25 protein-coding genes and 1 pseudogene are annotated in these 24,564 nt (G+C 69.0%); 11 read left to right on the top strand and 15 right to left on the bottom strand.

Annotated features, from left to right (window positions below; all coding sequences use genetic code 11):
• Positions 1-61: 61 nt before the first annotated feature.
• Positions 62-628 (bottom strand): hypothetical protein, encoded by a 567-nt coding sequence (locus ACFY36_RS50470; RefSeq protein ID WP_499753076.1) that lies wholly within the window; start codon positions 626-628, stop codon positions 62-64.
• Positions 629-1,272: 644 nt separating this feature from the next.
• Positions 1,273-2,880 (bottom strand): recombinase family protein, encoded by a 1,608-nt coding sequence (locus tag ACFY36_RS50465; RefSeq protein ID WP_499753075.1) that lies wholly within the window; start codon positions 2,878-2,880, stop codon positions 1,273-1,275.
• A 53-nt stretch (positions 2,881-2,933) separates the two neighbouring features.
• Between ACFY36_RS50465 and ACFY36_RS50460 the strand changes: the two are divergent.
• The 4 genes and pseudogenes from ACFY36_RS50460 to ACFY36_RS50445 form a co-directional block, all read left to right on the top strand.
• Positions 2,934-3,455, top strand: a pseudogene (locus ACFY36_RS50460) (MFS transporter); the annotation flags it as partial.
• An 87-nt stretch (positions 3,456-3,542) separates the two neighbouring features.
• Entirely contained in the window at positions 3,543-4,352 is an 810-nt protein-coding gene (locus ACFY36_RS50455) for a PrsW family intramembrane metalloprotease (RefSeq protein ID WP_499753074.1), read from the top strand.
• 19 nt (positions 4,353-4,371) lie between these two features.
• Positions 4,372-5,292, top strand: a complete 921-nt coding sequence (locus ACFY36_RS50450; protein WP_499753073.1) for a phosphotransferase family protein — start codon at positions 4,372-4,374, stop codon at positions 5,290-5,292.
• Positions 5,282-5,731 carry a GNAT family N-acetyltransferase gene (locus ACFY36_RS50445; protein WP_499753072.1) on the top strand — a complete coding sequence of 150 codons (450 nt, stop codon included), beginning with the start codon at positions 5,282-5,284 and terminating at the stop codon, positions 5,729-5,731. Before ACFY36_RS50450 ends, ACFY36_RS50445 begins: the two co-directional genes overlap by 11 nt.
• 6 nt (positions 5,732-5,737) lie before the next feature.
• Here the strand turns inward: ACFY36_RS50445 and ACFY36_RS50440 are convergent, their stop codons facing one another.
• Positions 5,738-6,589 (bottom strand): pentapeptide repeat-containing protein, encoded by an 852-nt coding sequence (locus ACFY36_RS50440; RefSeq protein WP_499753071.1) that lies wholly within the window; start codon positions 6,587-6,589, stop codon positions 5,738-5,740.
• The gene (locus ACFY36_RS50435) at positions 6,586-6,876 is read right to left on the bottom strand and encodes a CU044_2847 family protein (RefSeq protein ID WP_499753070.1); all 291 of its coding nucleotides are present in this window, start codon (positions 6,874-6,876) and stop codon (positions 6,586-6,588) included. The genes ACFY36_RS50440 and ACFY36_RS50435 overlap by 4 nt, the downstream gene beginning before the upstream one ends.
• A 178-nt stretch (positions 6,877-7,054) precedes the next feature.
• On the opposite strand from ACFY36_RS50435, the gene ACFY36_RS50430 reads away from it, so the two are divergent.
• Positions 7,055-8,176: a MerR family transcriptional regulator gene (locus ACFY36_RS50430; RefSeq protein ID WP_499753069.1), complete on the top strand. Its 1,122-nt coding sequence runs from the start codon at positions 7,055-7,057 to the stop codon at positions 8,174-8,176.
• Here ACFY36_RS50430 and ACFY36_RS50425 read toward each other — a convergent pair.
• On the bottom strand, positions 8,163-8,747 hold the full coding sequence (locus ACFY36_RS50425) for a DUF1684 domain-containing protein (RefSeq protein WP_499753068.1): 585 nt from the start codon (positions 8,745-8,747) through the stop codon (positions 8,163-8,165). The genes ACFY36_RS50430 and ACFY36_RS50425 overlap by 14 nt on opposite strands.
• Positions 8,748-8,756: 9 nt before the next feature.
• Positions 8,757-9,920, bottom strand: a complete 1,164-nt coding sequence (locus ACFY36_RS50420) for an alpha-amylase family protein (protein ID WP_499753067.1) — start codon at positions 9,918-9,920, stop codon at positions 8,757-8,759.
• A gap of 117 nt (positions 9,921-10,037) precedes the next feature.
• Between ACFY36_RS50420 and ACFY36_RS50415 the strand changes: the two genes are divergently transcribed.
• On the top strand, positions 10,038-11,039 hold the full coding sequence (locus ACFY36_RS50415; RefSeq protein WP_499753066.1) for a methyltransferase domain-containing protein: 1,002 nt from the start codon (positions 10,038-10,040) through the stop codon (positions 11,037-11,039).
• Positions 11,040-11,053: 14 nt separating this feature from the next.
• Here ACFY36_RS50415 and ACFY36_RS50410 read toward each other — a convergent pair whose 3' ends face one another.
• Entirely contained in the window at positions 11,054-11,641 is a 588-nt protein-coding gene (locus ACFY36_RS50410) for a UCP032817 domain-containing protein (RefSeq protein ID WP_499753065.1), read from the bottom strand.
• Positions 11,642-11,678: 37 nt separating this feature from the next.
• A complete protein-coding gene (locus ACFY36_RS50405) occupies positions 11,679-12,155 on the bottom strand; it encodes a GNAT family N-acetyltransferase (RefSeq protein ID WP_499753064.1) in 477 nt (158 codons plus the stop codon).
• A 57-nt stretch (positions 12,156-12,212) separates the two neighbouring features.
• Here ACFY36_RS50405 and ACFY36_RS50400 point away from each other — a divergent pair, with 57 nt between their 5' ends.
• The gene (locus tag ACFY36_RS50400) at positions 12,213-12,752 is read left to right on the top strand and encodes a TetR/AcrR family transcriptional regulator (RefSeq protein WP_499753063.1); all 540 of its coding nucleotides are present in this window, start codon (positions 12,213-12,215) and stop codon (positions 12,750-12,752) included.
• Positions 12,753-13,630: 878 nt separating this feature from the next.
• Here the strand turns inward: ACFY36_RS50400 and ACFY36_RS50395 are convergent.
• Both ACFY36_RS50395 and ACFY36_RS50390 read right to left on the bottom strand, forming a co-directional pair.
• A complete protein-coding gene (locus ACFY36_RS50395) occupies positions 13,631-14,362 on the bottom strand; it encodes an adenosylcobinamide amidohydrolase (RefSeq protein WP_499753062.1) in 732 nt (243 codons plus the stop codon).
• Complete coding sequence (locus ACFY36_RS50390) at positions 14,344-14,907, bottom strand: GNAT family N-acetyltransferase (protein ID WP_499753061.1); 564 nt, start codon at positions 14,905-14,907, stop codon at positions 14,344-14,346. The genes ACFY36_RS50395 and ACFY36_RS50390 overlap by 19 nt, the downstream gene beginning before the upstream one ends.
• A 90-nt stretch (positions 14,908-14,997) precedes the next feature.
• Here ACFY36_RS50390 and ACFY36_RS50385 point away from each other — a divergent pair, with 90 nt between their 5' ends.
• Both ACFY36_RS50385 and ACFY36_RS50380 read left to right on the top strand, forming a co-directional pair.
• Positions 14,998-16,014: a hypothetical protein gene (locus tag ACFY36_RS50385; RefSeq protein WP_499753060.1), complete on the top strand. Its 1,017-nt coding sequence runs from the start codon at positions 14,998-15,000 to the stop codon at positions 16,012-16,014.
• Between the two features lie 94 nt (positions 16,015-16,108).
• Positions 16,109-16,468 (top strand): hypothetical protein, encoded by a 360-nt coding sequence (locus tag ACFY36_RS50380; RefSeq protein WP_499753059.1) that lies wholly within the window; start codon positions 16,109-16,111, stop codon positions 16,466-16,468.
• 3 nt (positions 16,469-16,471) lie between these two features.
• Here the strand turns inward: ACFY36_RS50380 and ACFY36_RS50375 are convergent, their stop codons facing one another.
• The 5 genes from ACFY36_RS50375 to ACFY36_RS50355 form a co-directional block, all read right to left on the bottom strand.
• Positions 16,472-18,118 carry a sulfatase-like hydrolase/transferase gene (locus ACFY36_RS50375; protein WP_499753058.1) on the bottom strand — a complete coding sequence of 549 codons (1,647 nt, stop codon included), beginning with the start codon at positions 18,116-18,118 and terminating at the stop codon, positions 16,472-16,474.
• Between the two features lie 61 nt (positions 18,119-18,179).
• Positions 18,180-20,366 carry a putative bifunctional diguanylate cyclase/phosphodiesterase gene (locus ACFY36_RS50370; RefSeq protein WP_499753057.1) on the bottom strand — a complete coding sequence of 729 codons (2,187 nt, stop codon included), beginning with the start codon at positions 20,364-20,366 and terminating at the stop codon, positions 18,180-18,182.
• A gap of 23 nt (positions 20,367-20,389) precedes the next feature.
• Positions 20,390-20,860 carry a PIN domain-containing protein gene (locus ACFY36_RS50365; RefSeq protein ID WP_499753056.1) on the bottom strand — a complete coding sequence of 157 codons (471 nt, stop codon included), beginning with the start codon at positions 20,858-20,860 and terminating at the stop codon, positions 20,390-20,392.
• 5 nt (positions 20,861-20,865) lie between these two features.
• The gene (locus ACFY36_RS50360; RefSeq protein ID WP_499753055.1) at positions 20,866-21,705 is read right to left on the bottom strand and encodes an ImmA/IrrE family metallo-endopeptidase; all 840 of its coding nucleotides are present in this window, start codon (positions 21,703-21,705) and stop codon (positions 20,866-20,868) included.
• A 5-nt stretch (positions 21,706-21,710) separates the two neighbouring features.
• Positions 21,711-22,049 (bottom strand): helix-turn-helix domain-containing protein, encoded by a 339-nt coding sequence (locus ACFY36_RS50355; RefSeq protein ID WP_499753054.1) that lies wholly within the window; start codon positions 22,047-22,049, stop codon positions 21,711-21,713.
• A 158-nt stretch (positions 22,050-22,207) separates the two neighbouring features.
• Here ACFY36_RS50355 and ACFY36_RS50350 point away from each other — a divergent pair, with 158 nt between their 5' ends.
• On the top strand, positions 22,208-22,786 hold the full coding sequence (locus ACFY36_RS50350) for a TetR/AcrR family transcriptional regulator (RefSeq protein WP_499753053.1): 579 nt from the start codon (positions 22,208-22,210) through the stop codon (positions 22,784-22,786).
• Positions 22,787-22,788: 2 nt separating this feature from the next.
• Positions 22,789-24,525 carry an ABC transporter ATP-binding protein gene (locus ACFY36_RS50345; protein ID WP_499753052.1) on the top strand — a complete coding sequence of 579 codons (1,737 nt, stop codon included), beginning with the start codon at positions 22,789-22,791 and terminating at the stop codon, positions 24,523-24,525.
• The last annotated feature ends 39 nt before the right edge of the window (positions 24,526-24,564 follow it).

Raw genomic sequence — 24,564 nt, 5'->3', positions numbered from 1 at the left:
GCGTCCACACGCAATCGACGTCACGCCATTGGCACCCCCTCGCGGACGAATAACCAGGAGGTCAGTACCAAACCGGCCAGCTGCGGCCACCTTCCGGCAACTCTGCATCTAGCTCCCAGACCGCCGCCTGATGCAGGCGGCGGCCGACAGCGAAGGCAACGTCCAGCGCATCAGCCGTGCGGCACACGCTGCGCTTCCTGCTCCACACGCTTGCCGGCGATACGACGGTTGGCGGATGCAGCCTCTTCAAATCAACCCTGCCCTCAACAATCAGGTCGCCGCGGATGTAGAGATTGGCGTCCAACCACTTCGTACCTTGATCGGTCCAGGTCCCGGCATACAGCACGGACTCCTCCGCCAAAACATCCAGAACAGCCCCAAGGCCACGGATGACGCCTAGCTCCGCGAACCAAGCTCTCGGTTCAGTGCACGCCTGCTCCACCTGCCGCCACCAGTCCGCGACCTCCGCATGAGACCAATCACCGCGACCGGCAAGGGAGTATCGCGGCACGGAAATCAGAAATCCCGTCGCCGGCAGAACATGCGAACCGACCTCGACAGTTGCAGCCTCGCGGCATAACTGATTGACAACCGCAGCTTGCATGCCGACCACCGGAGCCGAATCCATTCGACGAAAACCTTCCTAATAGCCAGCTTCAGGCACGGCTGACCCGAGTCTCACCAGCCGTACTCATCGGAACAAGCCTCCCCCGTCGTCCTCAATAAACGACAGTTGTCTGCGGTTAACCCCGATTGCCAGGCCGGACCGCCTCTCCGACAGCGCAGGAGACAACCACAGACAACTACCCCCATCGCTCTTCATCTGCCAACGCTAGAAGCGGAACCAGCCCATCTAGAGATGGTCGGACTTCCCTTCTTCACGAAGGAGCTTCGCGCGCGCAGGGGGAACCCATGTCAAGGTACGTGGAACGACAGCGCACAACACATCGCCGACGCCGGACAACCCGCCACTCGCTTCACACGTCCCTCGCAGAATCCAATGCCGCTAGGCAGTCCAGCACAATCGATCACAGGTCCGGTGAATAGCTTTGGACCACCCTGAGCAAGCCGCCGGAAATGTCGTAAGAAACTCGGATGAAGCCAGTCATACTGAGCCGGCCGCCCCTCCACCGAGTTGCCCGACCGCCGAAGACTGCTGGGACCAGTTCTGGCTCATCATCGCGCGGGCCCACGCAGACGCATGCCGGCGGGAAGCGGCCCAAGCACGATCTGCACGAGACCAGACCGGCACGCCAGAAAAGCACGCATGAACTATCGTGCCGCAGGACCTACAACTGAGCCATGGCCTTGGTCTTCGTCCAGCTTTCGCCATCGCTCGACCGGAACCACGCGATCCGGTTGCATACGCACATACGCAGGCGCCTTCGGCATCACCACGAAATGATGTACAACCGAAAGCAAAGCATCCCGCTTCGCCGCGTTGTCGAGCCTGTGCCACTCATCAGCCAAAACGCCAAACGCCCGCGTCTGGTCCGGACCATTCAACTGTTGGCGTTCTTCAGCGTCAGACAACGCACCTTCGGCCCGATCCAGATCCAGGGCAATCTCAGCCTTCTGCCGCCGGTAGTCCTCCCGCTCAATGTCGCCATCCGTGTACCCGTCAGACAGACGCGACCGCTTAGCCTTCAACCTGCGCACCTCGGCCTTAGCCGCCTCAACCTCACCTTCGATCCGCCGCGCCAGCTCAAGCCGGCGCGCCTCCTCGGTTACATCGACAGTCTTCTGCGCGTTTGCAGTCAGCCAGGCCAGGATCGCCGATTGGGCAAGCGGGTCGCTAATGTAGTTCGGCGCGTGCGTCCGCTTTTTCCGAGCCGTATTACAACCCCAATTGAGAGCCCGGCCAGCACTCCTCTTCAGCGGTGGCCCCCACTGCACGACCATCGAGCCGCCACACTCCGGCCAGCCGCACTTCATGGCCCCAGACAGGGCATGCACGGCGACCCGCGCCCGAGGCGGCATCGCCGCCAAGATCATCCGCTTTTTCTTGTACTTGTCCCACAACGTAAGCGGAATAACCGGTTGATGGTCGCCCTGGCGCCACACGTCATAACTCGTGATCGAACGCTTCGTGTCCCGCTTCGGGTGGTCCCACGACACCGGCTTCGAATGCTCACGAATCAGGCCTGCACCGAACCCCGTGTCGAGCATCTTCGTCACAGCGGTGTCGTCCCACGCGTTGCCCCGCACGGTCGTCACACCCGCAGTGTTGAGCTCAAGCGCCAACTTGCGCGCAGACACGCCCGCCACGTAGCGCTCGTACAAGCTGGCAAGCACGGGACCGTAGTCCGGATCAGGCCAGAACGAGATTTTGTCGTTGAGATACCCAAACCGTCGGGCACCTGTGTGCGGGAGCCCATTACGCCGACGCCTGTCCTGAGCCTCCTTCCAGCCGTCAGAGATCATGTCCGACTGCAGTTGCGCGATCAGAAGCATTTGGTCGCGGGTGAAGCGACCCATCGTGGTATCTGGATCGAAGTCCTCAGTCGCGGCACGGACAACGCCGCCAGCCTCCTCGGTCTTGCCGAGATAGATTTGAGACTCCTTCATATTGCGACCCCAGCGGGACCACTTCCAGAGCACGACGTAGGTGTACTCGCCCTCGGCGACCTCTTTGACGATCTCAGAGACCTTGCGCCGCGTGAAGTTACGTCCAGACTTGTTCAGCTCTTTGATCCACTTGACGATCCGAACGCCGTTGGCGTCGGCCCACGTTGTGATCGCATACTCCTGCAGCTCAGGCGAGATCAACTCGTCGCCTCGATCGCCAACGTCAGAGACCCTGATGTATCCAATGCCCAGCTTCTCAGCAGGCGCGGTCTCCAACCCCCGCATCAACGTCCGTTGTTCGTGTTGAGCCATTCCAAACCCCCGTGAGCTGCTAGTTCACATTGTGCACTTTAGAGTGAATCATGTTCGTCTTCCAGGAGGAGTACGGAATGAGCGAGCAGCAGTTCGCGTACGTCTTCGCGGGCGGCGCCATCGGCCTCATCGGCGCCACCCAGCTCAACGTGCGGCTGCTGCGCCGCTGGCAGCCGGCCCAGATCCTGAGCGCCTCCCTGCTGCTCGGCACGGTGGCCGGGGTGGTGCTGCTGGTGTTCGCCGAGACCGGCTTCGGCGGCCTGTGGGGACTGCTCGTCCCGCTCTGGATCGTGCTGGCCGCGGTCGGCCTGGCCATGCCGAACGCGCCGGCCCTGGCCCTCTCCCGCCATGGCGAGGCCGCGGGCACGGCGGCCGCGCTGCTGGGCGCGGTCCAGTTCGGGGTGGGCGCCCTGGCCGCACCGCTGGTCGGCGTCCTCGGCAACGGGTCGACCGGCATGGCCGTCGTCGTCTTCGGCGGGATGGCCGCCGCGAACGTGGTGCTGTGGCTGGTCGTACGGCCGATGTCCCTGCCCGTCGAAGAGCCGTCACCCGAGGCGCTCGTCGCCGTCCACTGAGGTTCGTGAATGCGATGCGCGTCGCACCGGCTGCGACGCGCGTCGCTTTTCCGTGACGTGATCTCCGGGCCCGGGTACCCCGCCGCCATGCGCGATCTCTCCCGCCGGTGGGCGTGGCTAGGCGTCCTAGTCATCGGTCTGGCCCTCTACGTCATTGTGCTGCGAACGCTCGTACACACGCAGAACCCGAACCTCGTGCCCGCCCTCCTCCTGCTGGGCGCGACGGTCGTACCCCTGTCGTTCCTGACTTTCGCCCAGGCCCGGACGGGCCGCTGGCAGGTGCCCACCTCGGCCCTGGTCGTCTCCGCCTTCTTCGGCGGCGTCATCGGCATCGTGGTCGCCGGCACCCTCGAATACAACACGCTGCGCGGCCTCGGCGTCCTGCCGCTGGTGCTGGTCGCGGTCATCGAGGAGTCGGCGAAACTCATCGTCCCGGTCATCCTGATGATCACCATCCTGGCCCGGCACAGCCGCCGCCTCCCCTCGGACGGCCTGATCATCGGAGTCGCCTCCGGCATGGGCTTCGCCGCGCTCGAGACCATGGGGTACGCCTTCACGGCGCTGCTCTCCTCGGGAGGCAACATCGGCAGCGTGGAGGAAACCCTGTTCGTCCGGGGCCTCACCTCCCCCGCCGGCCACACCGCCTGGACCGGCCTGACCGCCGGCGCGCTGTGGGCCCTGATGGCCACCCCGAACCTGAAGCACGTGCTGGAGTTCATCGGCACCTTCATCGGCGCGGTCATCCTGCACACCTGCTGGGACACGTTCGGCGGCACATTGACGTACATCATCCTGGCCGTCATCAGCCTCAGCTGGCTGTTCCTCGCCCTGTGGCGCTACCGGGTCTTCGCCGAGCACCGCACGGCCCCGCTGCTCCCGGCCCCCGTACCGGCGTGAGGTGCATTAATCTCGCCGGATGCGCAGCCCCACGCAGCCCCTGCTGACCGTCGCGGACATCGACGCCATCGTGCGGGAGGGCCTCGGCGTCCCGGCGGCGACGGCGTCCGAGCTGAGCGGTGGCGGTTTCGCCGCCGTCTGGCTCGCTTCGCTCACCGACGGGCGCCAGGTGGTGGTCAAGGTGGCGCCGCCGCCGTCGGCTCGCTTGCTGTCGTACGAACGTGAGCTGATCCCGGCCGAAGCCGTGTACTACGGCCTCGTCGCCGGCCTGGCCCCGGTGCCGGCGGTGCTGGCAGTGTCCCCGCGCTGGATCATCTCGACCCTGCTGCCCGGCACGCCCCTGACCGAGGCCGACTCGCCGCGGGCGCGCTTCGCTCTGGGAGCCGCGGTCCGCCGGGTCCACACCGTCACCGGGAGCCACTTCGGCTACACGGGAGACCGCCCTTCGGGCGCCGATTGGGCCACGGCGTTCACCGCGATGATGGCGTCCCTGCGTACAGACGCGGCCTCTTGGAATGTCGAACTTCCGGCGGCGCTGGAGGGAGCGGTCGAGCGCCACGCCCCGGTCCTGAAGGCGGTGACCACCCCGGCCCTGCTCCACTTCGACCTGTGGGACGGCAACGTGCTGGTGGCTCCTTCCGGCGAGCTGAGCGGCCTGGTCGACGGCGAGCGCTACCTGTACGGCGACCCGCTGCTCGACCTGGTGTCACCCGCGCTGTTCCACCGCATCGAGGACGAGCCGGGCCATCCGTTCCTGGCGGGGTACGACCCGGGTCCGTTCGACCGGTCGGCGTTGATCAGGCTGTCGCTGTACCGCGTCCATCTCTACACGCTGATGCTGGCCGAGGGCCCGAGCCGGGGCATCGCAAGCACGGACCGCCGGCAGACGTACGTGACGACGCTGCTGGAGTCCGAATTGGAGCATCTCGATGCCCTCTGACATCACGCGGCCCACGGCGGCGGAGTTGACCCCGCTCTTCGACGAGTACCGGTCCCATTACGGCGAGGCCCCGTTCCCGGCTCGCACCACCGCATGGCTGGAAGAACAGCTGACGTCGGGCCGCCTTCTCGCTTACGCCCTCGACACAGCCGGCTTCATCACGGTGACGATCCAGCCCGCTTCCCTGCGCCTGTCCACAGCCTGGATGATCCGCGATCTGTACGTCCGCCCCACCCACCGTCGCCAGGGCACGGCCCGGGCCCTCCTGACCCACGTGATCACCGAGGCGCGCTCGGCCGGTGCTCTGCGACTCTCCTTGCAGACCGAAACCGCGAACGCCCCGGCCCTGTCCCTGTACACGTCCCTCGGCTTCCACCAGGTGACCGGCCTGGCCCTGCTCAATCTCACCTGGGACGACGCGGCGGCCGGCACCGTATGAGCCCTCTCAGAATTCCGCCCCGAGACCCCGGGCGAACTCCCGGAACTCCTCAGTCATCCGCGCCCCCGCCAGCTGAGCGCCGTTCATCGATTGAATGGCGTCCCAGTCTCTGACCTCCAGGAGGTCGGCACGCTCCAGATTGGCGCCGTCGAAGATCGCTCCGCTGACGACCGCGCCCGTGAAGCTCGCGTTACCCAGGTTGGCCCCGGTGAAGTCGCAGTTCCGCAGATCACAGCTGTCCAGTGAGGCCTTCGAGAAGTTCGCGTTGCGGGCGCTGGCCTTGACGAACTCGGCTTTGAGGAAGTCACCGCCACCGGACAGATCGGCTTCGTCGAGAACCGCACCCGACAAGCCCGCCCCGCGAAGGTTCGCCGAGATCAATAGGGCGCCCTTGAGGTTGCAGCCTTCGGCGCTGACCTGCTTCAGCACGGCGTTCGAGAGATCGCATTGCTGGAGTTCGGAATCCTGAAGGACGGATCGTGAGAGGTCCGCTCCCATCAGCTTCGCCTGCTTCAGGCGGACACCTGTCAGGTTGGCGCCGCTGAGATCGGCGTCGATCAGGCTGCCGTCGCTGAGCCACCCGCCCGCCGCCACCTCCTTGGTGGCCCGGCTCGCCGTCGCCGAGTCCCCGGAGCCCATCTCGCGGATGAGGCGCTCCTTGTTCTGCAGCGCGTCCCTACGCTCGTTCATTCGATCGATCAGCAGCACGACCACCGAGATGCTCAGGATGCTCGTCGCGGCATTCGCGTAGAGGTCGTCGACCAGGCCCGAGGCGGGCCATTGTTCCGGGTACCAGTAGAAGCCAATGACCGCAACGCCGACTACGAGCAGGAGCTTGGCCATTCGCTGACTGGTCATGGCAGGTCTTCCCCGGGGTTGACTCTGGGCGAAGGCGTTTCGTACCGGTCGTAGTTCAGCGTGATCCGGAAAGTGCCCTCGTCCGGAGTCTTCGCGACGATGAAGCCCGCTTCCCCGGCGATCTTGATGCCGAACTCAACAGTTCCCGAGCTGGCCTCCGACCGGCGCAGGCCACGTTGGACGACGTCGGCGACCTGGGCGATGACCTCGTCCACGGAACGATCGAAGCGCGCGAGAACCCCCAGACCGGCACCACGCCGGGCAGCGACGGGATCGTCGATCGCCACCTCGTAGGAAACGCCGTCAGGTGTGCTGACCACTCCTTCGGGGTCCCGCCTTGGAATCGCCATAACCGTCCGCTCCCGACCGTTCGCGCGTCTTCGAGTATCTGGGGGCCTCAAGGTACTGCACCCCCGGAAGGAACAGCTTGTGCCTCACGTGGGGTGAGGCCACATAGTCGTGGGCGTGGACGAGCAACTCACCGTGGGGCGGGTGGCCGAACTGGCCGGCGTCACCGTGCGCACCCTTCATCACTACGACGAGATCGGGCTTCTCCGGCCCTCTGCTCGCACCGTGGGTGGCTATCGGGCCTACTCGGCCGCCGACGTGGAGCGGCTTCGCGAAGTGCTCGCCTATCGGCGGCTGGGTTTCGGGCTTCGGGAGATCGCCGATCTCGTCGATGACCCGCACACCGACGCCGTCGCTCATCTGAGGCGGCTTCGCGGGCTGCTTGTCGAGCAACGGGACCACGCCGCCGTCATGGTGACGGCGATCGACCGGGAACTGGAGGCGCGAGCCATGGGGATCAGGACCACGCCGGAGGAGCAACTACGGGTTTTCGGACCTCAGCTGTACGACACCATCGGATCCGCCTATCCGGCGACGCGCCGGACCGAGCCGCGGATCGCCTCGCGGATCTGGGAAGCGCTCGGCGACGCTCGCACCGTTCTCAACGTCGGGGCCGGGACCGGTTCGTACGAGCCGCCCGACCGCGACGTGACCGCCGTCGAGCCTTCGGCCGTCATGCGGGCTCAGCGACCCGATCGGACGACACCCTGCATCGCCGCCAGCGCCGAGAGCCTTCCCTTCGAGGATCAGTCCTTCGACGCGGCCATGGCGGTCAGCACCGTTCACCACTGGCCCGACCCCGTCGCCGGGTTGCGGGAGATGCGCCGGGTGGCCAAGCGGGTGGTCGTGTTCACCTACGACGCCGATGACACCGGCTGGCGGCGGCGGTTCTGGCTCACCCGCGACTATCTGCCCGAGTTCGCCGGGCTGCTTGCCGGCTGGCCCTCGCTGGCCGATCTCACGCGGGCCATCGACGGTCGGGCCGAGCCCGTGCTCGTTCCCTGGGACTGTGCCGACGGGTTCTTCGAAGCTCACTGGCGACGGCCCGAGGCGTACCTGGACGAACATGTCCGCCGTGCCGTCTCGGTGTGGACCCGGGTCGGGCCGGAGGCCGAGCAGCGGGCGGTCGGCCGGCTCCGCGACGACCTCTCGTCGGGGCGGTGGGCCGAGCGCAACCGTGACCTCGTCGCCCTCGACGCCGCGGAGCTGGGGTTGCGGTTGCTTGTCAGTGGTACGTGAGTTCGCCCGCCTCGATCGCCGCTGAGATCCGGTTCTCGGGTGGGGCCAGCGGGCACTGCCACGCGTCGTCGTACGCGCAGGAAGGGTTGTAAAGGTAGTTGAAGTCGAGCCGCACCCGGGTGCTCGACAGCACCTCGAGGCCACGCCCGTGCGTGCCCTTGACCGTGTCGGTGAGATAGCGCCCGCCCCCGTAGGCGCCGTGGCCGCAGGTGGCGTCGCGGACCGGCAGGAACAGGCCGCCTCCGTAGGCCGCGATCCACCAGAGCGACAGCTCGCCGAGCGGGGTCTCGAGGATGCCGGCGCGCTTGTAGTGGACCACGCCGTCCTCGCCGCCCGTGTCGATGTCGATCTCGCCGTCGGCCGGGCGCAGGGTGGCCTCGACGATGAAGTCGTCGTTCGGCGGCAGGTAGCGCAGGCCGGTGAAGGACGGGCGCTCGGACGGCGGGATCGCCGACTGGGGGTGTGTCGCGAAGAGCTCGTCGCGCTGGGCCCGGAACTCCTTGAGGCCGGTGTCGGCCAGATAGATCCGGGCGACGGCGGCGCGATAGTCGGTCAGCTCCAAGGCGTTCATGTCTTCAACCTACGACTCGGACGAGATGATCAACCAGTCGTGCGCGGACACGGTGTGCTGCTGAGAGTCGATTTCGAAGGTGTACGCCTCGTCGCCGGCGTTGAGCAGCGTCACGAGCTGGTTCTCGCCGTCGGCCGACCTCAGCGCCACCGCCGTGTTCGTCAGGTGCACGGCCGTGGTGCGGGCGTGGGCCAGCCACGCGTGCCGCCGCCTGATGCCGATGAGCCGTTCGTGCAGGCGATAGACCGGCCAGCCGTACGGCGCCAGATCGCCCGGCAGCGCCGGATAGGGCGGCCGGATCTCGTCGTCACCGCCCGCCCGGTCCTCCTTGATCCCGCGATATCCCTGCTCGTCGCCGTAGTAGACGCTCGGCGCGCCGCCGACGGTGAACAGCACGGCCAGCGCGTGGCCGAGGTGCCGCTCGTCGGTGAGCTTGCTGGCGATGCGGGTGACGTCGTGGTTGCCGACGAAGGTCAGCGGCAGCCCCGCCTCGAGCACCTTGCCGTGCCGGTCGAGCGCCCACGCGAGCTCGTAGAAGTTCCCGTCGTTGAGGCTGCTCCAGATCGCCTTCCACAGCTCGTACTGGGTGATCGAGTCGAGGCCGCTGTCGCGCAGGTAGCCCACGTAGTCGCCCTGGATGATCTCCCCGGCGAACCACGACGACGGGTGAGTCTTCCTGACTTCGTCGATGGCCGCCCGCCAGAAGCGGGGCGGCACCGCGTACGCCGCGTCCAGCCGCCACCCGTCGGCCCCGCGGTCGAGCCAGTGGTTCATCACCCGTACGACATAATCCCGCACTTCCGGCGAGTCATGGTTCAGCTCGACAAGACCGGAATGCCCCTCGAAGACCGTCCCGCGCAGCCAGGACGGCGACGGGACCGGAAAGCCACGGCCGACGTGGTTGAACACGCCGTCCAGCATCACGCGCACGCCCCGCGACCTGCAGGCGGCGACCAGCGAGTCGAAATCTTCCTCCGACCCCAGCCGCGGATCGATCCGGAAGTGGTCGAGGGTGTCGTAACCATGGGACTCGGACGCGAACACCGGCCCCAGCTGCAACCCGTTCACGCCGAGCTCGATCGCGTAGTCGAGCCACTTCTCGATCTTGTCGAGGCGCCCGAAGCCGAGCGGATAGACGTGCCACCAGATCGCATGATCAGCCCACTCGCGCATGCGCCCCACTATCCGCCACGCGCGATCCGAACGCACCTCGGTCACCCCGGAACGGGCTCCCGATCTCCCCCGTGGCGGATGTTGCCCCCGTCACAGATCCACATGCATGCTGGGTGCGTGCCTGAAAGGATTGCCGAGGTCACCGCGTTCCTGGCGGAAGTCCTCGCGCCCCGAGCCCCACTGACCGTGATCGTCGACGGCGGCGACCACGGCGCCGCCGCCACCTTCGCCGCCCGCCTGGCCGCCGCGTTCCCGCCGTCGGCCCGCGCCTGGAGCGTCGACGCCGTGCTCGGCCTGACCGGACCGTCCGGCAGTGTCCAGGATTCGGCCCTGAACGTCCTGGAGCCCGCCGCCGACCGCGTCATCGTCTATCTGCGCTCCACCCGGGGCACCGGCGCCACCGGCCCGGGCGAGCGCCGGGCCCAGATCGTCATCGACCACCACGATCCCCAGTGGCCGGTGATCCGCCACGTGCACCCGCGCCTGGCCGACCCGTCCCAGTGGTACCTCTCCGAGAGCCAGGCGTTCTTCGCCCCCAAGGCCGCCGGCTGGGACAAACGCTTCGGAAACGACCTTCCCGCGTACGCCGCCGCGGTGGCCACGGCCGACCCCAGCCCCGGAGACCTGGCCGTCGACGTGGGTTGCGGCACCGGCCGGGCCCTGCCCGCCCTGGCCGCCGCGGTCGGCCCCACCGGCCGCGTCATCGGCCTCGACTGCACCACCGAGATGCTCACCGAGGCCCGCGCCCACAGCCACCCCACTACCCCAGCCCAGACCTTCCCGACCCGGATCTCCCTGGTCAGGGCCGACGCTCTCCACCTGCCCCTGGCCTCCGCCCAGGCCGCGGTCGTCTTCGCCGCCGGCCTGGTCCACCACCTGCCGGACCCCGCCGCCGGCCTGGCCGAACTGGCCCGGGTGACCCACCCCGGCGGCCGCCTGGTCCTCTTCCACCCGAGCGGCCGCAAAGCGCTGGCCGCCCGCCACGGCCGGACCCTCTCCCCGGACGAGCCCATGAACGAGGACGTCCTGACCACCTTGCTCACCAAGACCGGCTGGACCCTGATCCGCTACGAGGACCCCGACGACCACTTCCTGGCCCTGGCCACCCGAATCTCGTAGACCGGCGAGCGGCTTTAGTCGCCGCCGACGGAGAACTCGTCGGCTATCGGTGGGTCCCGGCGGGGGTCGGGGCGCCAGCGCCTCGGGTTCTCCGTGCCGGCCACATGGCGCAGGCAGGTCGCTCCGGGCAGCTCGTGGCACTGGCCGCGGCCTCCGCAATCGGCCAGGTAGCGGTGGCCGCCCTCGACCTCCAGCTGCCGGTCCACGCGGAACAGCAGCGGCAGGACCTCGGGGCCGCACCCCTCGTCGAGCTGGGCCAGGTGGAACGTCTCGGCGAGCCGGGTCATGTCGGGCGGCGTCGCGCGGTGAAGGGGGTGGCCGAGAGCGGCCTCGCAGAAGCCCGCGTAGTCGCGGGTGTCGAGGACCATCTCTCGCCACAGCGCGTCGACGACCGCGGACGGCATGGACAGAGAGGCCTTCGGGCGGCGTACGGCCAGCCGGAACCACTGGCGCGCCGCATCCTCCGCGAGGGCCACGCCGGCGGTGTCGAGGGCGCCGTGCTCCACGGCGAAGCGGTGGCGGACACCGGGCGGGAACCGGTAGCCGTCGACGATGGCGAGCCGTTGAGCGGTTCGCCGATCACGCGATCGGAGCCAGCTCACCCCTTCAGCCTGCGAGCACGGCGGGCCGGAAGCAAGCTCACGAGAGGGTGAGACTCCAGTTCTCGCCGGTGACGGGATATCCGAAACCGGGGTGCGGTTCCTGGGATCGCCGGGTGAAGCCGTGTGCCTCGTAGATGCGGCGGGCCGACGTGCACTCGTCGACCGTCCACAGATCGACCCGGCGACAGCCGGCCTCGCGGGCGAACGCCAGGCACTGCGCGACCAGCTTGCCGCCCAGGCCCAGCCCCCGGGCGGCCTCGGTGACGAGCAGGACGCGCAGCTTGGCCACGCCGGGTTCGCCGGTGGCGACGAGCATGACGCAGCCGGCGCGGTCACCGGCGGGCGTCTCGGCGATCCAGGCGGCGCCGGTGGACGGGTCGTAGTCGGCGACCACCCGCGCCACCAGTGACTCGAAGGAGGTGTCCCAGCCGAACTGGCGCTGGTACTCCTCGCCGTGCGCCATCACGATCCAGCCCAGGTCGCCCGGCCGGTCGGCCCTGCGTATCGATGCCATCAGCCCGCCCCCAACGCCCACTGAAACGACTGTTTCAGTTCAGGATACGATAGCGCCATGAGCGCACGGCGGGACGAGCTCCTCGAGGCGGCCTACCGCTACGCGCTCGACAACGGGCTGGCCGATCTGTCGCTGCGGCCCCTCGCCGCGACGATCGGGTCCAGCCCCCGGGTCCTGCTGTTCCTGTTCGGCAGCAAGGACGGCCTGGTCCGGGCCCTTCTGGAGCGGGCGCGGGCCGACGAGCTGCCCCTGCTGGACGGCACGAAAGATCTCACCCAGGCCGCCGTACGCCTGTGGGAGTGGCTGGCCGCCGCCGAGCACCGCCCGTTGCTGCGGTTGTGGACCGAGTCGTACGCCCGCTCCCTGACCGAGCCGGACGGGCCCTGGGCCGGTTTCGCGAGGACCACCGTCGAGGACTGGCTCGGACTGCTAGCCGCGCGCCAGCCGCCGTCCGAACGGGACACCGCCGGGGGCGCCGCCCGCCGCACCCTGATCCTGGCCGTGCTGCGCGGCGCCATGCTCGACCTGCTGGCCACCGGCGACGAGCCCCGGGTGACCGACGCCGTCCACCACCAGCTCGGCGCGGCGCCCCGGTGACCGAGGCAAACTCGGTTGTCCGGTGGCGGTGGCCGGGCCAGCATGGTCGGCATGGCGCGGGTGCTGCAGGGTGGGCTGCTGCCGGCGGCGGCGCTGTCCGGGCCCGTCGTGGAGATCGCCTGTGACGAGTCCGGGTTCTCGGGGACGAACCTGCTCGACCCGGCCGATCCGGTCATCACCCACGCCGGCGTCGATCTGAGCGGGGCCGAGGCGGTCGAGCTGATCGCCGAGCTGCGGGGGCGGTTCGGGTTCGCCCCTTACGAGCTCAAGTCCGGCAAGTTCCTCCGCCGGCCGAGCGCGCTGGAGTGGTTCCTGGCCGCGCTGGCCGGCCGCGCCCACGTGCACGCCGTCGACAAGGAATTCTTCCTGGTCACCCGGGTCGTCGACCTGGTGCTGGGCGAGCCTTCGTACGCGGCGGGCACCCGCCTGGCCCAGCGGCACCGCCCGGCCGCGCTGGCCCTGCACGAGGCCGGCCGCGAGGCCGGTGCCGCCTGGACGGCCTTCCTCGCCGCCTTTGTCGACCTCGCGCGCGAGAAGCGGCGGCGACGGCCGGTGGAGCCGTTCCTCCGGGCCCGGGACGCGCTGCCCGGCCACCCCGTCCTGGCCGAGCTCACCGACGATCGGGTGTGGACGCTGACCGCCCGGCTCGACGAGGACGACCGCTCGCTGCCGCCGCCGCTGGAGCCACTGCTGCCGGCGCTGGCCGAGACCGTGCTGTTCTTCAGCGGCGGCCACCGCCAGGTGCTGGTCACCCACGACGAGCAGAGCGCCCTCACCGCCGGCCGGCTCGTCCGCCTCCAGCGGGCGCTGGCCGACGGCGACGGCCCCTCGCCCCTGGCCGGCCTGACGATGGCCGACTCCCGCGAGGATCCGCGGGTTCAGGTCGCCGACCTCCTGGCCGGGTCGGCACGAAGGTCACGCTCGGCGAGGGAAGCGGCGGCAAGGGGACCGGCGGCGAGGGAAGCGGCGGAGGAGGAGGCGGCGGCGGCGAGGGAAGCGGGACCGCCGCGGAGGACTGCTTCGTAGGCCGTACGGGCCAGCGGCGCACCCCACTGCGAGCGCGGCCCGCCATAGGCGGCGACCGGCCCGTCCGGTGGGCAGAGGACGGTCACCGCGTCGGTGGCCGTGCCGGTGGCGTCGAGGCCGAGCTCGCGGATCGCCTGCGTCTTGGCCTCGGTGACCGTGGCGACCACGTTCACCAGCGCGCCCTCGCTGAGCCGCTGCGGCACCCACGCCACGAAGTTGACCGTGCCGACGCGCTCGGCGGGACCGGAACCCGCGGCCTGGATCGGCGTGCCGAGGCCGACCGTCGCCCACAGCCGCACTCCCCCGTCCGCCACGTGCACCACCTCGGACACGTCGACGCCGGTCAGCAGGCCGGCGCCGGGGCCGCGCAGAGCGAGACCGGCGGCCAGTGAGCGGAGATGAGAGGCGGGGTCGAGGCGGTCGTACGACATCGGCACCGTCGCGTTCACGACCCAGGCGCACGGTCCGATGCCACCGCCGAGAACCGCCGACGAGACCGCCAGCACCGGGCCGGGCAGGCGCCAGACCAGCAGCGGCAGGGAGCGGCCGTCCTCGTCGCGGCGGGTCAGCTCGGGGTCGTCCACGCGGGCGGTTTCCACTCCGGGGCGAGGACCGCCCAGACCTCCGTGTCGTGGCGGACGCCCTTCCACGGATAGTTGGCGCGCAGCGTGCCCTCCAGCGTCATGCCGAGCCGGCGGGCCACGTTGGAGCTGGACACGTTGTCGGGGCGGCAGTGCCACTCGACCCGGTGCAGGCCGCGCTCGGTGAACGCCCAGTCGATGATCACCGCGGTGGCCCGGGTGATCAGGCCGCGCCCGGTGCCGGCCGGCTCGAGCCAGCAGCCGGCCTCGGCCACGCCCGACCCGGCGTCGAAGGAGACGAACATCGTGCCGCCGACGAGCACGCCGTCGAGCCAGATGCCCCAGATGCCTCCCGTGTCGGCGGCGCGCTTGTCGGCGTACCTCTGAAGGGTCCCGCGGGCCGAGGGAAGGTCGGCGCTGACGCTCGCCCAGGGAATCCAGGGATCGACGGTCTCGCGGGCGCGGTCCATGTGCGCGAAGAACTCGTCCGCCTGCCACGGCTCCAGCGGGCGCAGCTCGGCCCCGCCACCCAGATCGACCTTGAACACCCCAGAAGAGTAGTCGCCCGGCAACGTCGCCGTCGCCCTACGGTCATCCGGCCCCCTTTACATAGACGCGTGTCTATGAGAGGAAAAGGCATGCGCAAGGTAGCGTTCGGACTCGTGGGCGTGCTCGCCGCCGCCGGCATGGCGGCTCCGGCCCAGGCGGCGCCGTCCCGGGCGGAGGTGGCGCTGCGGTGGGCGCCCATCCACTATCAGGACGTGGACGCGACGGGCGGCCACGCGCTGGGCGGAAAATCCGACTACATCACGCGATACGACTTCGACGGGAATCTGAACGGCCGGGACAACTGGGACAACGCCGGGCAGAACACTGACGCCGCGGTCTACTACTCGGTGCTCGAGACCTCGACGCACTACTACCTGACGTACTTCTTCTTCCACCCGCGCGACTGGATCGACCACCCGTTCTTCGAGACCGAGCACGAGAACGACGGCGAGGGCCTGCTCGAGGTCGTGGAGAAGGACGGGTCGGAGTACGGCTCACTCAAGGCCGCGGTGACGGTCGCGCACAGCGACTTCTTCTCGTACGCCCCGAGCGGCAGCACCTGGAAGAACGGCGGCGAGACGATCGACGGGACGCTTCAGCTCCAGTCGTCGCCGCACGACTCGTTCCAGCACCCGGTGACCGCGCAGGAGCGCGGCGGGCACGGCCTGAAGGCATATCCGCAGTACACCATCGACGGCGACGGCATCGTGTACTACCCGTCGGCCGGCGTCTCCGAGTCGCCGAGCAGCACCAACGACCGCGACGTGCGCTACCGGCTCATCGACATCTTCGCGTCCGGCGGTCTGTGGGCGCAGCGGGCCAACTCCAGCCTGTTCGCCTCGCTCGGCACCTTCGCCGGCGACACCACGGGCGGGTGCGGCCAGGGCACGTACGGCTGCGGCACCAACTCGGCCAACGCGCCCTGGGGCTGGGACGACGGCAACGACGTGCCGGCCCGCGGCGAGATCGCGACCGACCCGGCCAAGCTGGCCGCCGCCTACTTCACGATCCCGGGCACGCCGTCCCGGACGTACACCTACAACCCGTACTCCGGCGCCGCCGCCGCGCTGAAGGCGGCACAGTCCCTGCCCCGCACGATCGACTGAGAGCCAGGGGGCGAGCGCCGGTCCCGGGCGCTCGCCCCCGCCCCGCCATGAGTGAAGGCGCCTTTCATCCCTCGTGTCCGACTAGGGTGAAGCTGTGGCGCTGAAGGTGAAAGTGAACAAGCGCGTGATCACCGTGGCCGCCGTCGCGGCGCTGGTGATCATCGCGCTGGTGGTGAGCCGCGGCCGCGGTGGCGACGACGGGCCGGGCACGCTCGACTCCCCGGCCGCGCAGGCCTGCAGCGACTTCAACGCCGGATACGCCAAGGCCAAGAGCGAGAGCACCCGGCTCGCCCTGGCCGACAAGGTCAGCGCCTCCACCATGAAGACGGACAACGACGCGATCTCCGGCGCGGCCATGAAGGTCGGCGACGCCGCCAACGAGACGAACGCCGCGTGGAAGTCGGCCGGCGACGCGATGCTCAAGGCCTGTCGCGACGCCGGCTGGAGCAGCTGACCTCTAGTGCGGCTCACCCTGCGGGCTGTAGGCGGTCAGGAAACGGTCGCGGAACTCGTTCATCGGCCAGACCGGCGCCTGCGGTGACGGCTTCAGGCCGTCGGTCCAGCCCCAGCTGGTGATCCGCTGGAGGACCTTCGGGTCCTTGGCCACGATCGAGATCGGCACGTCCTTGGTCGCGTTCGAGCCCACCACGACCGAGTTCGGCTGGTGGTCGCCCAGCATGACCAGCACCGTGTTCTCGTCGCCGTACTTCTCGACGTACGAGGTGAGGCTGTCGACCGAATAGGCGATCGACCCGGCGTACGCCTGCCGGACCCGCTCCGGGTCCTTGAACAGGCTCTGCGGGCTCTCCGACTCCTTGATCATCGAGTTGTACACCGAGCCGTCGCCGAGCTGGTCCCACGGCAGGGTCCGCGGCACCGGCGTCCACGGCGTGTGGCTCGAGGTGAGCGTGACCTCCATCAGCAGCGGGGGCCGCTTGGCCTTGCCGTGCTCGTACGCCTGGACCTGCTTCATGACGAACTGATCGGGCATCGTCGACCAGCTCAGCGCGGGCCCGTGGTAGCCGAGCGTGTGCGAGTCGTAGACCTGGTCGTAGCCGTAGAAGTCGCCCTCCGGCCAGGCGTAGGTGACGCCCGGCTCGAAGCCGACCGCCCGGTGCCCGGAGCGTTTGAACGCGCTGGTCAGCGTGAGCCGGTCGGTGGCCACGAGGCTGCGGTAGCGGTTCTGGTTGTCGATCCACAGGCCGGACAGGAAGGTCGAGTGGGCCAGCCAGCTGCCGCCGCCGAACGTGGACGAGGTCAGATAGCCGCTCTGCGCCCGGAAGCCCTTGGCGGCCAGGCCCTTCTCGTCGGCCGCGAGCTGGTCGAGGACGGGCCGGTTGAACTCGGGGTTCTCGACGGCGTCGCGGCCGTAGCTCTCCACGAAGCCGATGATCACGTCCTTGCCGCGCAGCGCGCCCAGCAGCTGGTCCTGCGGCATGTCGCGGAACGCGTCGACCCGGACCTCCTTCTCGAAGGCCTTGCGGTCGGCGATGTCCTTGGGCACGGCCAGCACGGTGTCGCGGGCCAGTTCGGTGGCGCTCGTCGAGGCGACCGGGATGCCGCCGACCAGCTGGAAGCTCATCGCGGCCAGCGCCACCCAGGCCACCGCGGCCACCGTGACGCCGGCCTTGACGACCCGTGGCCGTTTCGGCAGGGCGCGGCTGGCCCGGCGTACGGAAAAGGTCATCAGCGCAAGCGTGGCGACTGCGGTGACCACCGCGACCGCCGCGACCCCGAAGGCGCCGGCGGCGCCGATCGAGTCCTCGAGGAAGTGGTAGCCGTCCTCGAACAGGATCCAGTCGAGGACCGGGTCGAACTGGCGGGCCAGCACGGCGAAGAAGCCGATGTCGATGATCTTGAGAATGGTCAGGAGGCCGAGGACCACGCCGAGGACGGTCGCGGTGATCCGCCGGGCCCGCTCGGGCAGGGCCAGCAGCACGGCGATCACGAGCAGCGCCTCGATCGGCACCCGCAGCAACGCGGTGCCCCAGAAATTGCCCGGTGGCAGCCGGGTGATCTGGTCCGGGAGGACCAGGGCCAGGAATACGAGAAGAGCGGCCAACGTGGTGAGCGCTGTGCCGCCGACCCGGCGCGCGTGCTTCATGAGAGTCCTTACCGCCGTAACGTACCTGCTTTCCGGTACACGGCGGCCGGGCCACAACGGTTCAAGCGGCCACGTCAGCCGCACGGGTGAGCAGGGACACGATCTCGCCGGCGCCGGCCGGGCGGCCGAACAGATAGCCCTGACCGTGGTCGATGCCGAGCTTGCGCAGCGTGGCCCACTGGGCGTCGGTCTCGATGCCCTCGGCCACCGTCTTCATCTTCAGCGCCTGCCCGAGCCCGGCCACCGCGTCCACCAGCGCCACGTCGTCCGCGTCGACGTCCACCTCGTCCACGAACGTCTTGTCGATCTTGATGACGTCCACCGGCAGCTGCTTCAGATAGCTCAGCGACGAGTAGCCCGTGCCGAAGTCGTCGATGGCCAGCCGCACGCCCAGGCCGCGCAGGGCGTGCAGGGTCTGCTTGGCGCTCTCGATGTCGGCCATCAGCATCGACTCGGTGATCTCCAGGGTGAGGCTGGCCGCGTCCAGACCCGCGTCCTGCAGCGCGCTCGCGACGTCGTCGACCAGGCCCGCGTACTGGAACTGCCGTGCGCTCAGGTTGACGTTGACGTGCAGCCCGGCCGCCTCCGGCGACTCCCGGCGCCAGCTCGCCAGCTGCGCGCAGGCCTGCCGCAGCACCCAGCGCCCCAGCGGCACGATCAGGCCGTTCGCCTCGGCGTCGGCGATGAAGTGGTACGGGCCGAGCAGCCCGTCGCGGGGATGCTGCCACCGCACGAGCGCCTCGACCGAGGTCAGCTTCTGCGTCTGCATGTCGACGACCGGCTGGTAGAGCACGACGAACTCCTCGTGCTCGAGCGCGTGCTCGATGTCGGCCCGCAGCTGGGCCTCCTCCAGCACCGACATGGTCATCGTCGGGTCGAACACCGCGAAGCCGTTGCGGCCGGCCCGCTTGGCCGCGTACATGGCCAGGTCGGCGTTGCCCAGCAGCTGCTCGGCGTCGGCTCCCTCGGTGGCGATGCCGATGCTCAGCGAGCAGGTCACGTCACGGCTTCCCAGACGTACGGGTTCACGAACGGCGCCCAGGAGCCGTTCGGCCAGCGCGGCCACATCCTCGACGGGAACGTCCCGCAGCAGGATGGCGAACTCGTCCCCGCCGAGCCGGGCCAGCAGGTCGTCCGGCCGCACGTGCCGCCGCAGCCGGTCGGCGATGGTGCCGAGCAGCTCGTCGCCGGCGCTGTGCCCCAGGTTGTCGTTGACCAGCTTGAAGTCATCGAGATCGAGCAGCAGCACGGTGACCGGCTGCCCCTCGGCCACGGCCTCCCGGAGCCGTTCCCGGAACCGGGCCCGGTTCGGCATGCCGGTCAGCGAATCGGTGTAGGCCTGCCGGCTGAGCTGCCGCTCCAGCTCCCGCCGCTTGCTGATGTCGCGCAGGCTGACCACGACGGCCTGCAGGTCCGGGCTGTTCATCCAGTTGGTGGCGATGATGTCGACGTCGACCCCGCCGAAGCTGGCCTCGGTGCGCACGCTCTGCCCGGTGGGCAGCTCGGCCACGTCGGCGAAGAAGACCCGGGCCCGGACCCGCCGCTCGGCCGACATGACATCGTCGAGGCGCCGCCCCATCAGCTCCTTGGCCGAGATCCCGAGCAGCTGCTCGACGGAGGGGCTCACATATTTGACGGTGCCGTCCCGCCCGATGGCGATGACAGCGTCGGCCGAGGCGTTCAGAAGCGTCTCGGCCCGCCGCTCAGCGGTACGCCGCCGGGCGTCGAACCGGCGCCGGCTCTGCGCGCCGACCGCGGTGAGCCCGACGACGCAGCCCATCATGGCGATGAGCAGCGAGGTCGTACCGGCGTCGGCGTGCCCCTTGCTGGGCAGCAGGATCGCGTAGCCGGCGACGGACAGCGCGCCGAGCCAGATGACCACCTTGGGCGACCAGAGGGCCATCCCGGTGATGAGCAGAAGAACGGCGGCGGGCACATAGAGCAGCCAGCCGTCCGGATCAACCATCCCGAAGAGCAGAAGAACGGGCAGTTGCCCGAACCACCAGGCGAGAAGCCGCCCTCGCTTGAGGTCGTCCCGCACGATCCGGTTCCAGGGCGCCCAGAAGCCGGCAACCTGAAGAACAACGACGGCGGCCACGGGAATCAGCCACCATCGGCTTCCGGGCGCCCAGGCCAGAGCAATCCGAATCCCGCCGATAGCGGTGACAACGACAGCGATGCCGGCCCCGATGCGAAGCTGCCGCACCCAGTACTCAGCCGTGTGGTCATCCATCTCGATCCGTCGCACGGCCGCACCGATCGTCACCCCTGTCAGCAACCTGAGAGAAACCGGCTCCTACTCCCAACGGCCAGTGGTCGGAGACGGTCGAGCCGACGGATCTCCCCCGCCGCGGTCTGCGCTCCAAGGCCGTCGTCGATCAGGACGATGACGTCGGATCCCGCCTCCGCGGCCACCACGGCGTGCGCGATCACCATGGTCTCGCCCAGGTCTTTCGACCACTTGAGTCGCTCGGCCATCGGGCTTTGGGTGATCCGATGGACGACTCGTGCGAGTTCTGGGGTCGGTTCATCGGAGAGGACGCTGATCCAATTCGGCGCCAGTCTCCTCCAGGCAGCTGCCGCCGGGCGAAAGCGCTGGTCTCGGGCTGCTTTTCGAAGGACCTCGGCCTCCACCGCTGCAGGAGCGCTGAGCCGGCCCACCATGGCGATGAGGAGCCGCTCTTTGTTGATCGACAAGAAGTTCAGGGCGGGCCCGGCGTCGATGATCGGTCGCTGGGCCATGTCGGTTACCGCTCCTCGGCGCCGAGCGCGTCGTCGAGGGCAGCGAGATCGACATTCGCGTCCGGAAGCTCGTCCGGGTCGGACCACCTGACGGGCTGGTGTCCGGGTGAGATGCCGGCCTCTCGAAGCTCGGTGGCGGCCCTCTCGGAAGTGATGCCCCTCAGCGTCGCGATGGTCTGGGCGGAGACCACGCCCTCCGCGTAGCCGCGGACGGCCCGGGCCAGGAGGCGCTGAGGGGCCCGGCGCTGATCCGCCTCCGTCTCCAGGGCGTGGTAGTGATCGCTCCAGCCGAAACGCACGGCGAGCTGGGGTGCCGTGACCGACATCCAGCCGCTCTTGGTGTCGAGGTCGATGTAGCCAGCCTGTTCGAGGGCGATCGCGGCGATCGGCGGCGACACGAGGAACCTCTGCACGACTGCCGAGAGCCGGGCCAGGCCGACACCAGCGCCCTCGCCCAGGAACGCCCGCAACCCGTCCAGCGGAAGCAGGAGGTGACGCGCGAAGGAGTCGGCCCGGCTCTCGGCGGGCGAACGCCGGCTCCAGTCGCAGCTGCTGTTGTCCGTCCAGTCGCCGAAGACGACATGGCCCAGTTCGTGGGCGAGCGTGCTGCGCTGTCGCATCGGATGGCGGGTGCGCGCCACGCCTATGATGACCGTGTCGCGCCGGGGATCGCGCATCGTCAAGCCGTGCTGGTCGGGCTCGGCGTCGAGGACGGCCACGTCGACGCCGGCCGACTGTTCGATCAGGGCAACCAGATCACCCAGCGGCTGCTGCCCCAGGAAATGTTCCTGACGGAACCGCGCGGCCGCCGTGCGGCCTTCCGCCTCCGGATCCACGATCGTCACCGCCATCAGCTCGTGGCCGGGATGGCCTGCTCGTCCAGGTAGTCGTCGAGCTCGAGGAAGTGGAGCAGCGCCTCGCGCATGCCTTCCATGCCGGAGCCGTTGGTGGCCCGCGCTGCGCACTGGACCCGATCGGCGACCGTGCCGGCACCGGTCAGCTGAGCCACTGTGTGGCCGGTCGCCCAGGAGATCGCCACGATCTCGGGCAGTTTCGCCACACGATCGCCCGAGATGATTCGTGACAACGTGGGTTGCGAGAGACCGGCGGCGTCGGCCAGGGCACGTTGACTGAGGCCCGCGGCAAGCCGCGCTTTTTCTATCAGAGCCCCGACGTTTGCGCTGGTCATGATCACCGCCTCCTCTGTTGAATCACTTTCTTGTCGAGTGATTCAGTCTACTCGGCGGGGTCGCGGGGCGCCATGGGCGGGGGACCCATGACAAATGTCAGTGGATGAGTGAGTGCTCGCTCATTAAGGTGGCTCGCGTGGAGGCCAGACGACGACGGGTGCCCGCTCTGGCGCCTGAGGAGCGGCGGGCGGCGCTGATCGCGGCGACCATTCCGCTGCTGCATGAGCATGGGGTCGATGTGAGCACCCGGCAGATCGCCCAGGCGGCGGGGGTCGCCGAAGGGACGATCTTCGGGGTGTTCGAGACGAAGACTTCTCTGGTGGTTTGCTCGGTCGTTCAGGCCCTTGACCCGGAGCCGACGCTGGTGGCTCTGGGCGCCATCGACCCGGCGGCTCCCTTGAGGGAGCGGCTGGCCGTGGCGGCCGATCTGGTGCATGAGCGGTTCGCCAAGAACGCGCAGCTCATGACCGCGGCCCGCAAGCTGGTGATCGCGGCCCAGGATCCGGACACCGTCAAGCGGATGACCGCCGGGCGCGAAGCGCTGCACGAAGCGATCATCTCGGTCATCGGCGCCGACGCGGACCGGCTTCGCCGGCCGGCCGGGACCGTCGCTACCTTGCTCCTGATGTTCTGCGGCGCCAACACGTTCGGGCCGTTCGGCGACCCGGCCAATTTCAGCGGGGCCGAGACGGTTTCGCTCCTGCTCGACGGATTACTCACACGGGGGGCTCAGTAGTAGTGCTGATCCAACTGCTCCGCGGTCACTTACGGCCGTACAAGAGCGCCATCGCGCTGGTGGTGCTCTTCCAGTTCCTACAGACGCTCGCGACGCTCTATCTCCCCACCCTCAACGCCGACATCATCGACAACGGGGTGGTCAAGGGCGACACCGGCTATGTGATGCGCATCGGCGGGTGGATGCTCCTCGTCACGCTCGCGCAGATCGCCACGCAGATCGTCGCGGTCTACTTCGGCGCCCGTACGGCCATGGCCGTCGGCCGTGACGTTCGAGCCTCCATCTTCGGGCGCGTGCAGGAGTTCTCCGCGCGCGAGGTCGGCCAGTTCGGGGCGCCCTCGCTGATCACGCGCACCACCAACGACGTACAGCAGATCCAGATGCTGGTGTTGTTGACCTTCACCTTGATGGTCTCGGCGCCGATCATGTGTGTGGGCGGCATCGTGCTCGCGCTCAAGCAGGACGTGCCGCTGTCGGCCATGCTGCTGGTGATCGTGCCGATCCTGGTCAGCGTGGTCGCGGTGATCATCGTGCGGATGCGGCCGCTGTTCCGCTCGATGCAGGTGAAGATCGACCGGGTCAACACCGTGATGCGCGAGCAGATCACGGGCATCCGGGTGATCCGCGCGTTCGTCCGCGACGAGCGGGAGCGCGACCGCTACGAGGTCTCCAACGACCAGCTCACCGACGTGTCGCTCAAGGCCGGCAAGCTGATGGCTCTCATGTTCCCGACCGTCATGCTGATCGTGAACATGTCGAGCGTGGCCGTGCTGTGGTTCGGCGGGCACCGGATCGACTCGGGCGCCATGCAGGTCGGCGCGCTCACCGCGTTCCTCAGCTACCTCATGCAGATCCTGATGTCGATCATGATGGCGACGTTCATGTTCGTCATGATCCCGCGGGCCGAGGTGTGCGCCGAGCGGATCGAGGAGGTGCTGGGCACCGAGTCCAGCGTCAAGCTGCCGTCGGCCCCGGTCACCGAGCTGAGCCGGCACGGCTTTCTGGAACTCGAGAACGTCGAATTCCACTACCCGGGCGCCCAGGCGGCCGTGCTCAACGGCGTCGCCCTGACCGCGCGGCCCCGTGAGGTGACAGCCGTCATCGGCAGCACCGGCAGCGGCAAGACGACGCTGCTCAACCTGGTGCCCCGGCTGTTCGACGCCACCGGCGGGCGGGTGCTGGTCGACGGGGTCGACGTGCGTGATCTCGACGCCGGGCTGCTGGCGAAGACCGTCGGGCTCGTACCGCAGAAGCCCTATCTGTTCTCCGGGACGATCGGATCCAATCTGCGGTACGGCAACCCGGACGCCACCGACGAGCAGTTGTGGGAGGCCCTGGAGATCGCGCAGGCCCGCGACTTCGTCGAGAGCATGGAGGGCGGCCTGGACGCGCCGATCGCGCAGGGCGGAACGAACGTCTCCGGCGGCCAGCGGCAACGTCTGGCCATCGCCCGGGTGCTGGTGCACCGGCCGGAGATCTACTTGTTCGACGACTCGTTCTCGGCGCTCGACTACGCCACCGACGCGGCGCTGCGGGCCGCCCTCACCGACCACATCGCCGACGCCACGGTGGTGATCGTGGCTCAGCGGGTCAGCACCATCCGTGACGCCGACCGCATCGTGGTGCTCGACGACGGCCGCGTGGTCGGCACGGGCACCCATACCGAACTCATGGACAGCAACCCGACGTACAGGGAAATCGTCTTGTCGCAGCTCACCGAGCAGGAGGCCGCCGCGTGACCGCTCCAGCCAGACGGCCGGGACCTCCCATGGGTGGTC

Origin of the sequence: Actinoplanes sp. NPDC000266 (genome assembly GCF_042899005.1) — a bacterium.
In the GTDB taxonomy this organism is placed as follows: domain Bacteria; phylum Actinomycetota; class Actinomycetes; order Mycobacteriales; family Micromonosporaceae; genus Actinoplanes.
Note: the sequence above shows the minus strand (reverse complement) of the source record. Positions and strands in the feature narration are given on the sequence as shown.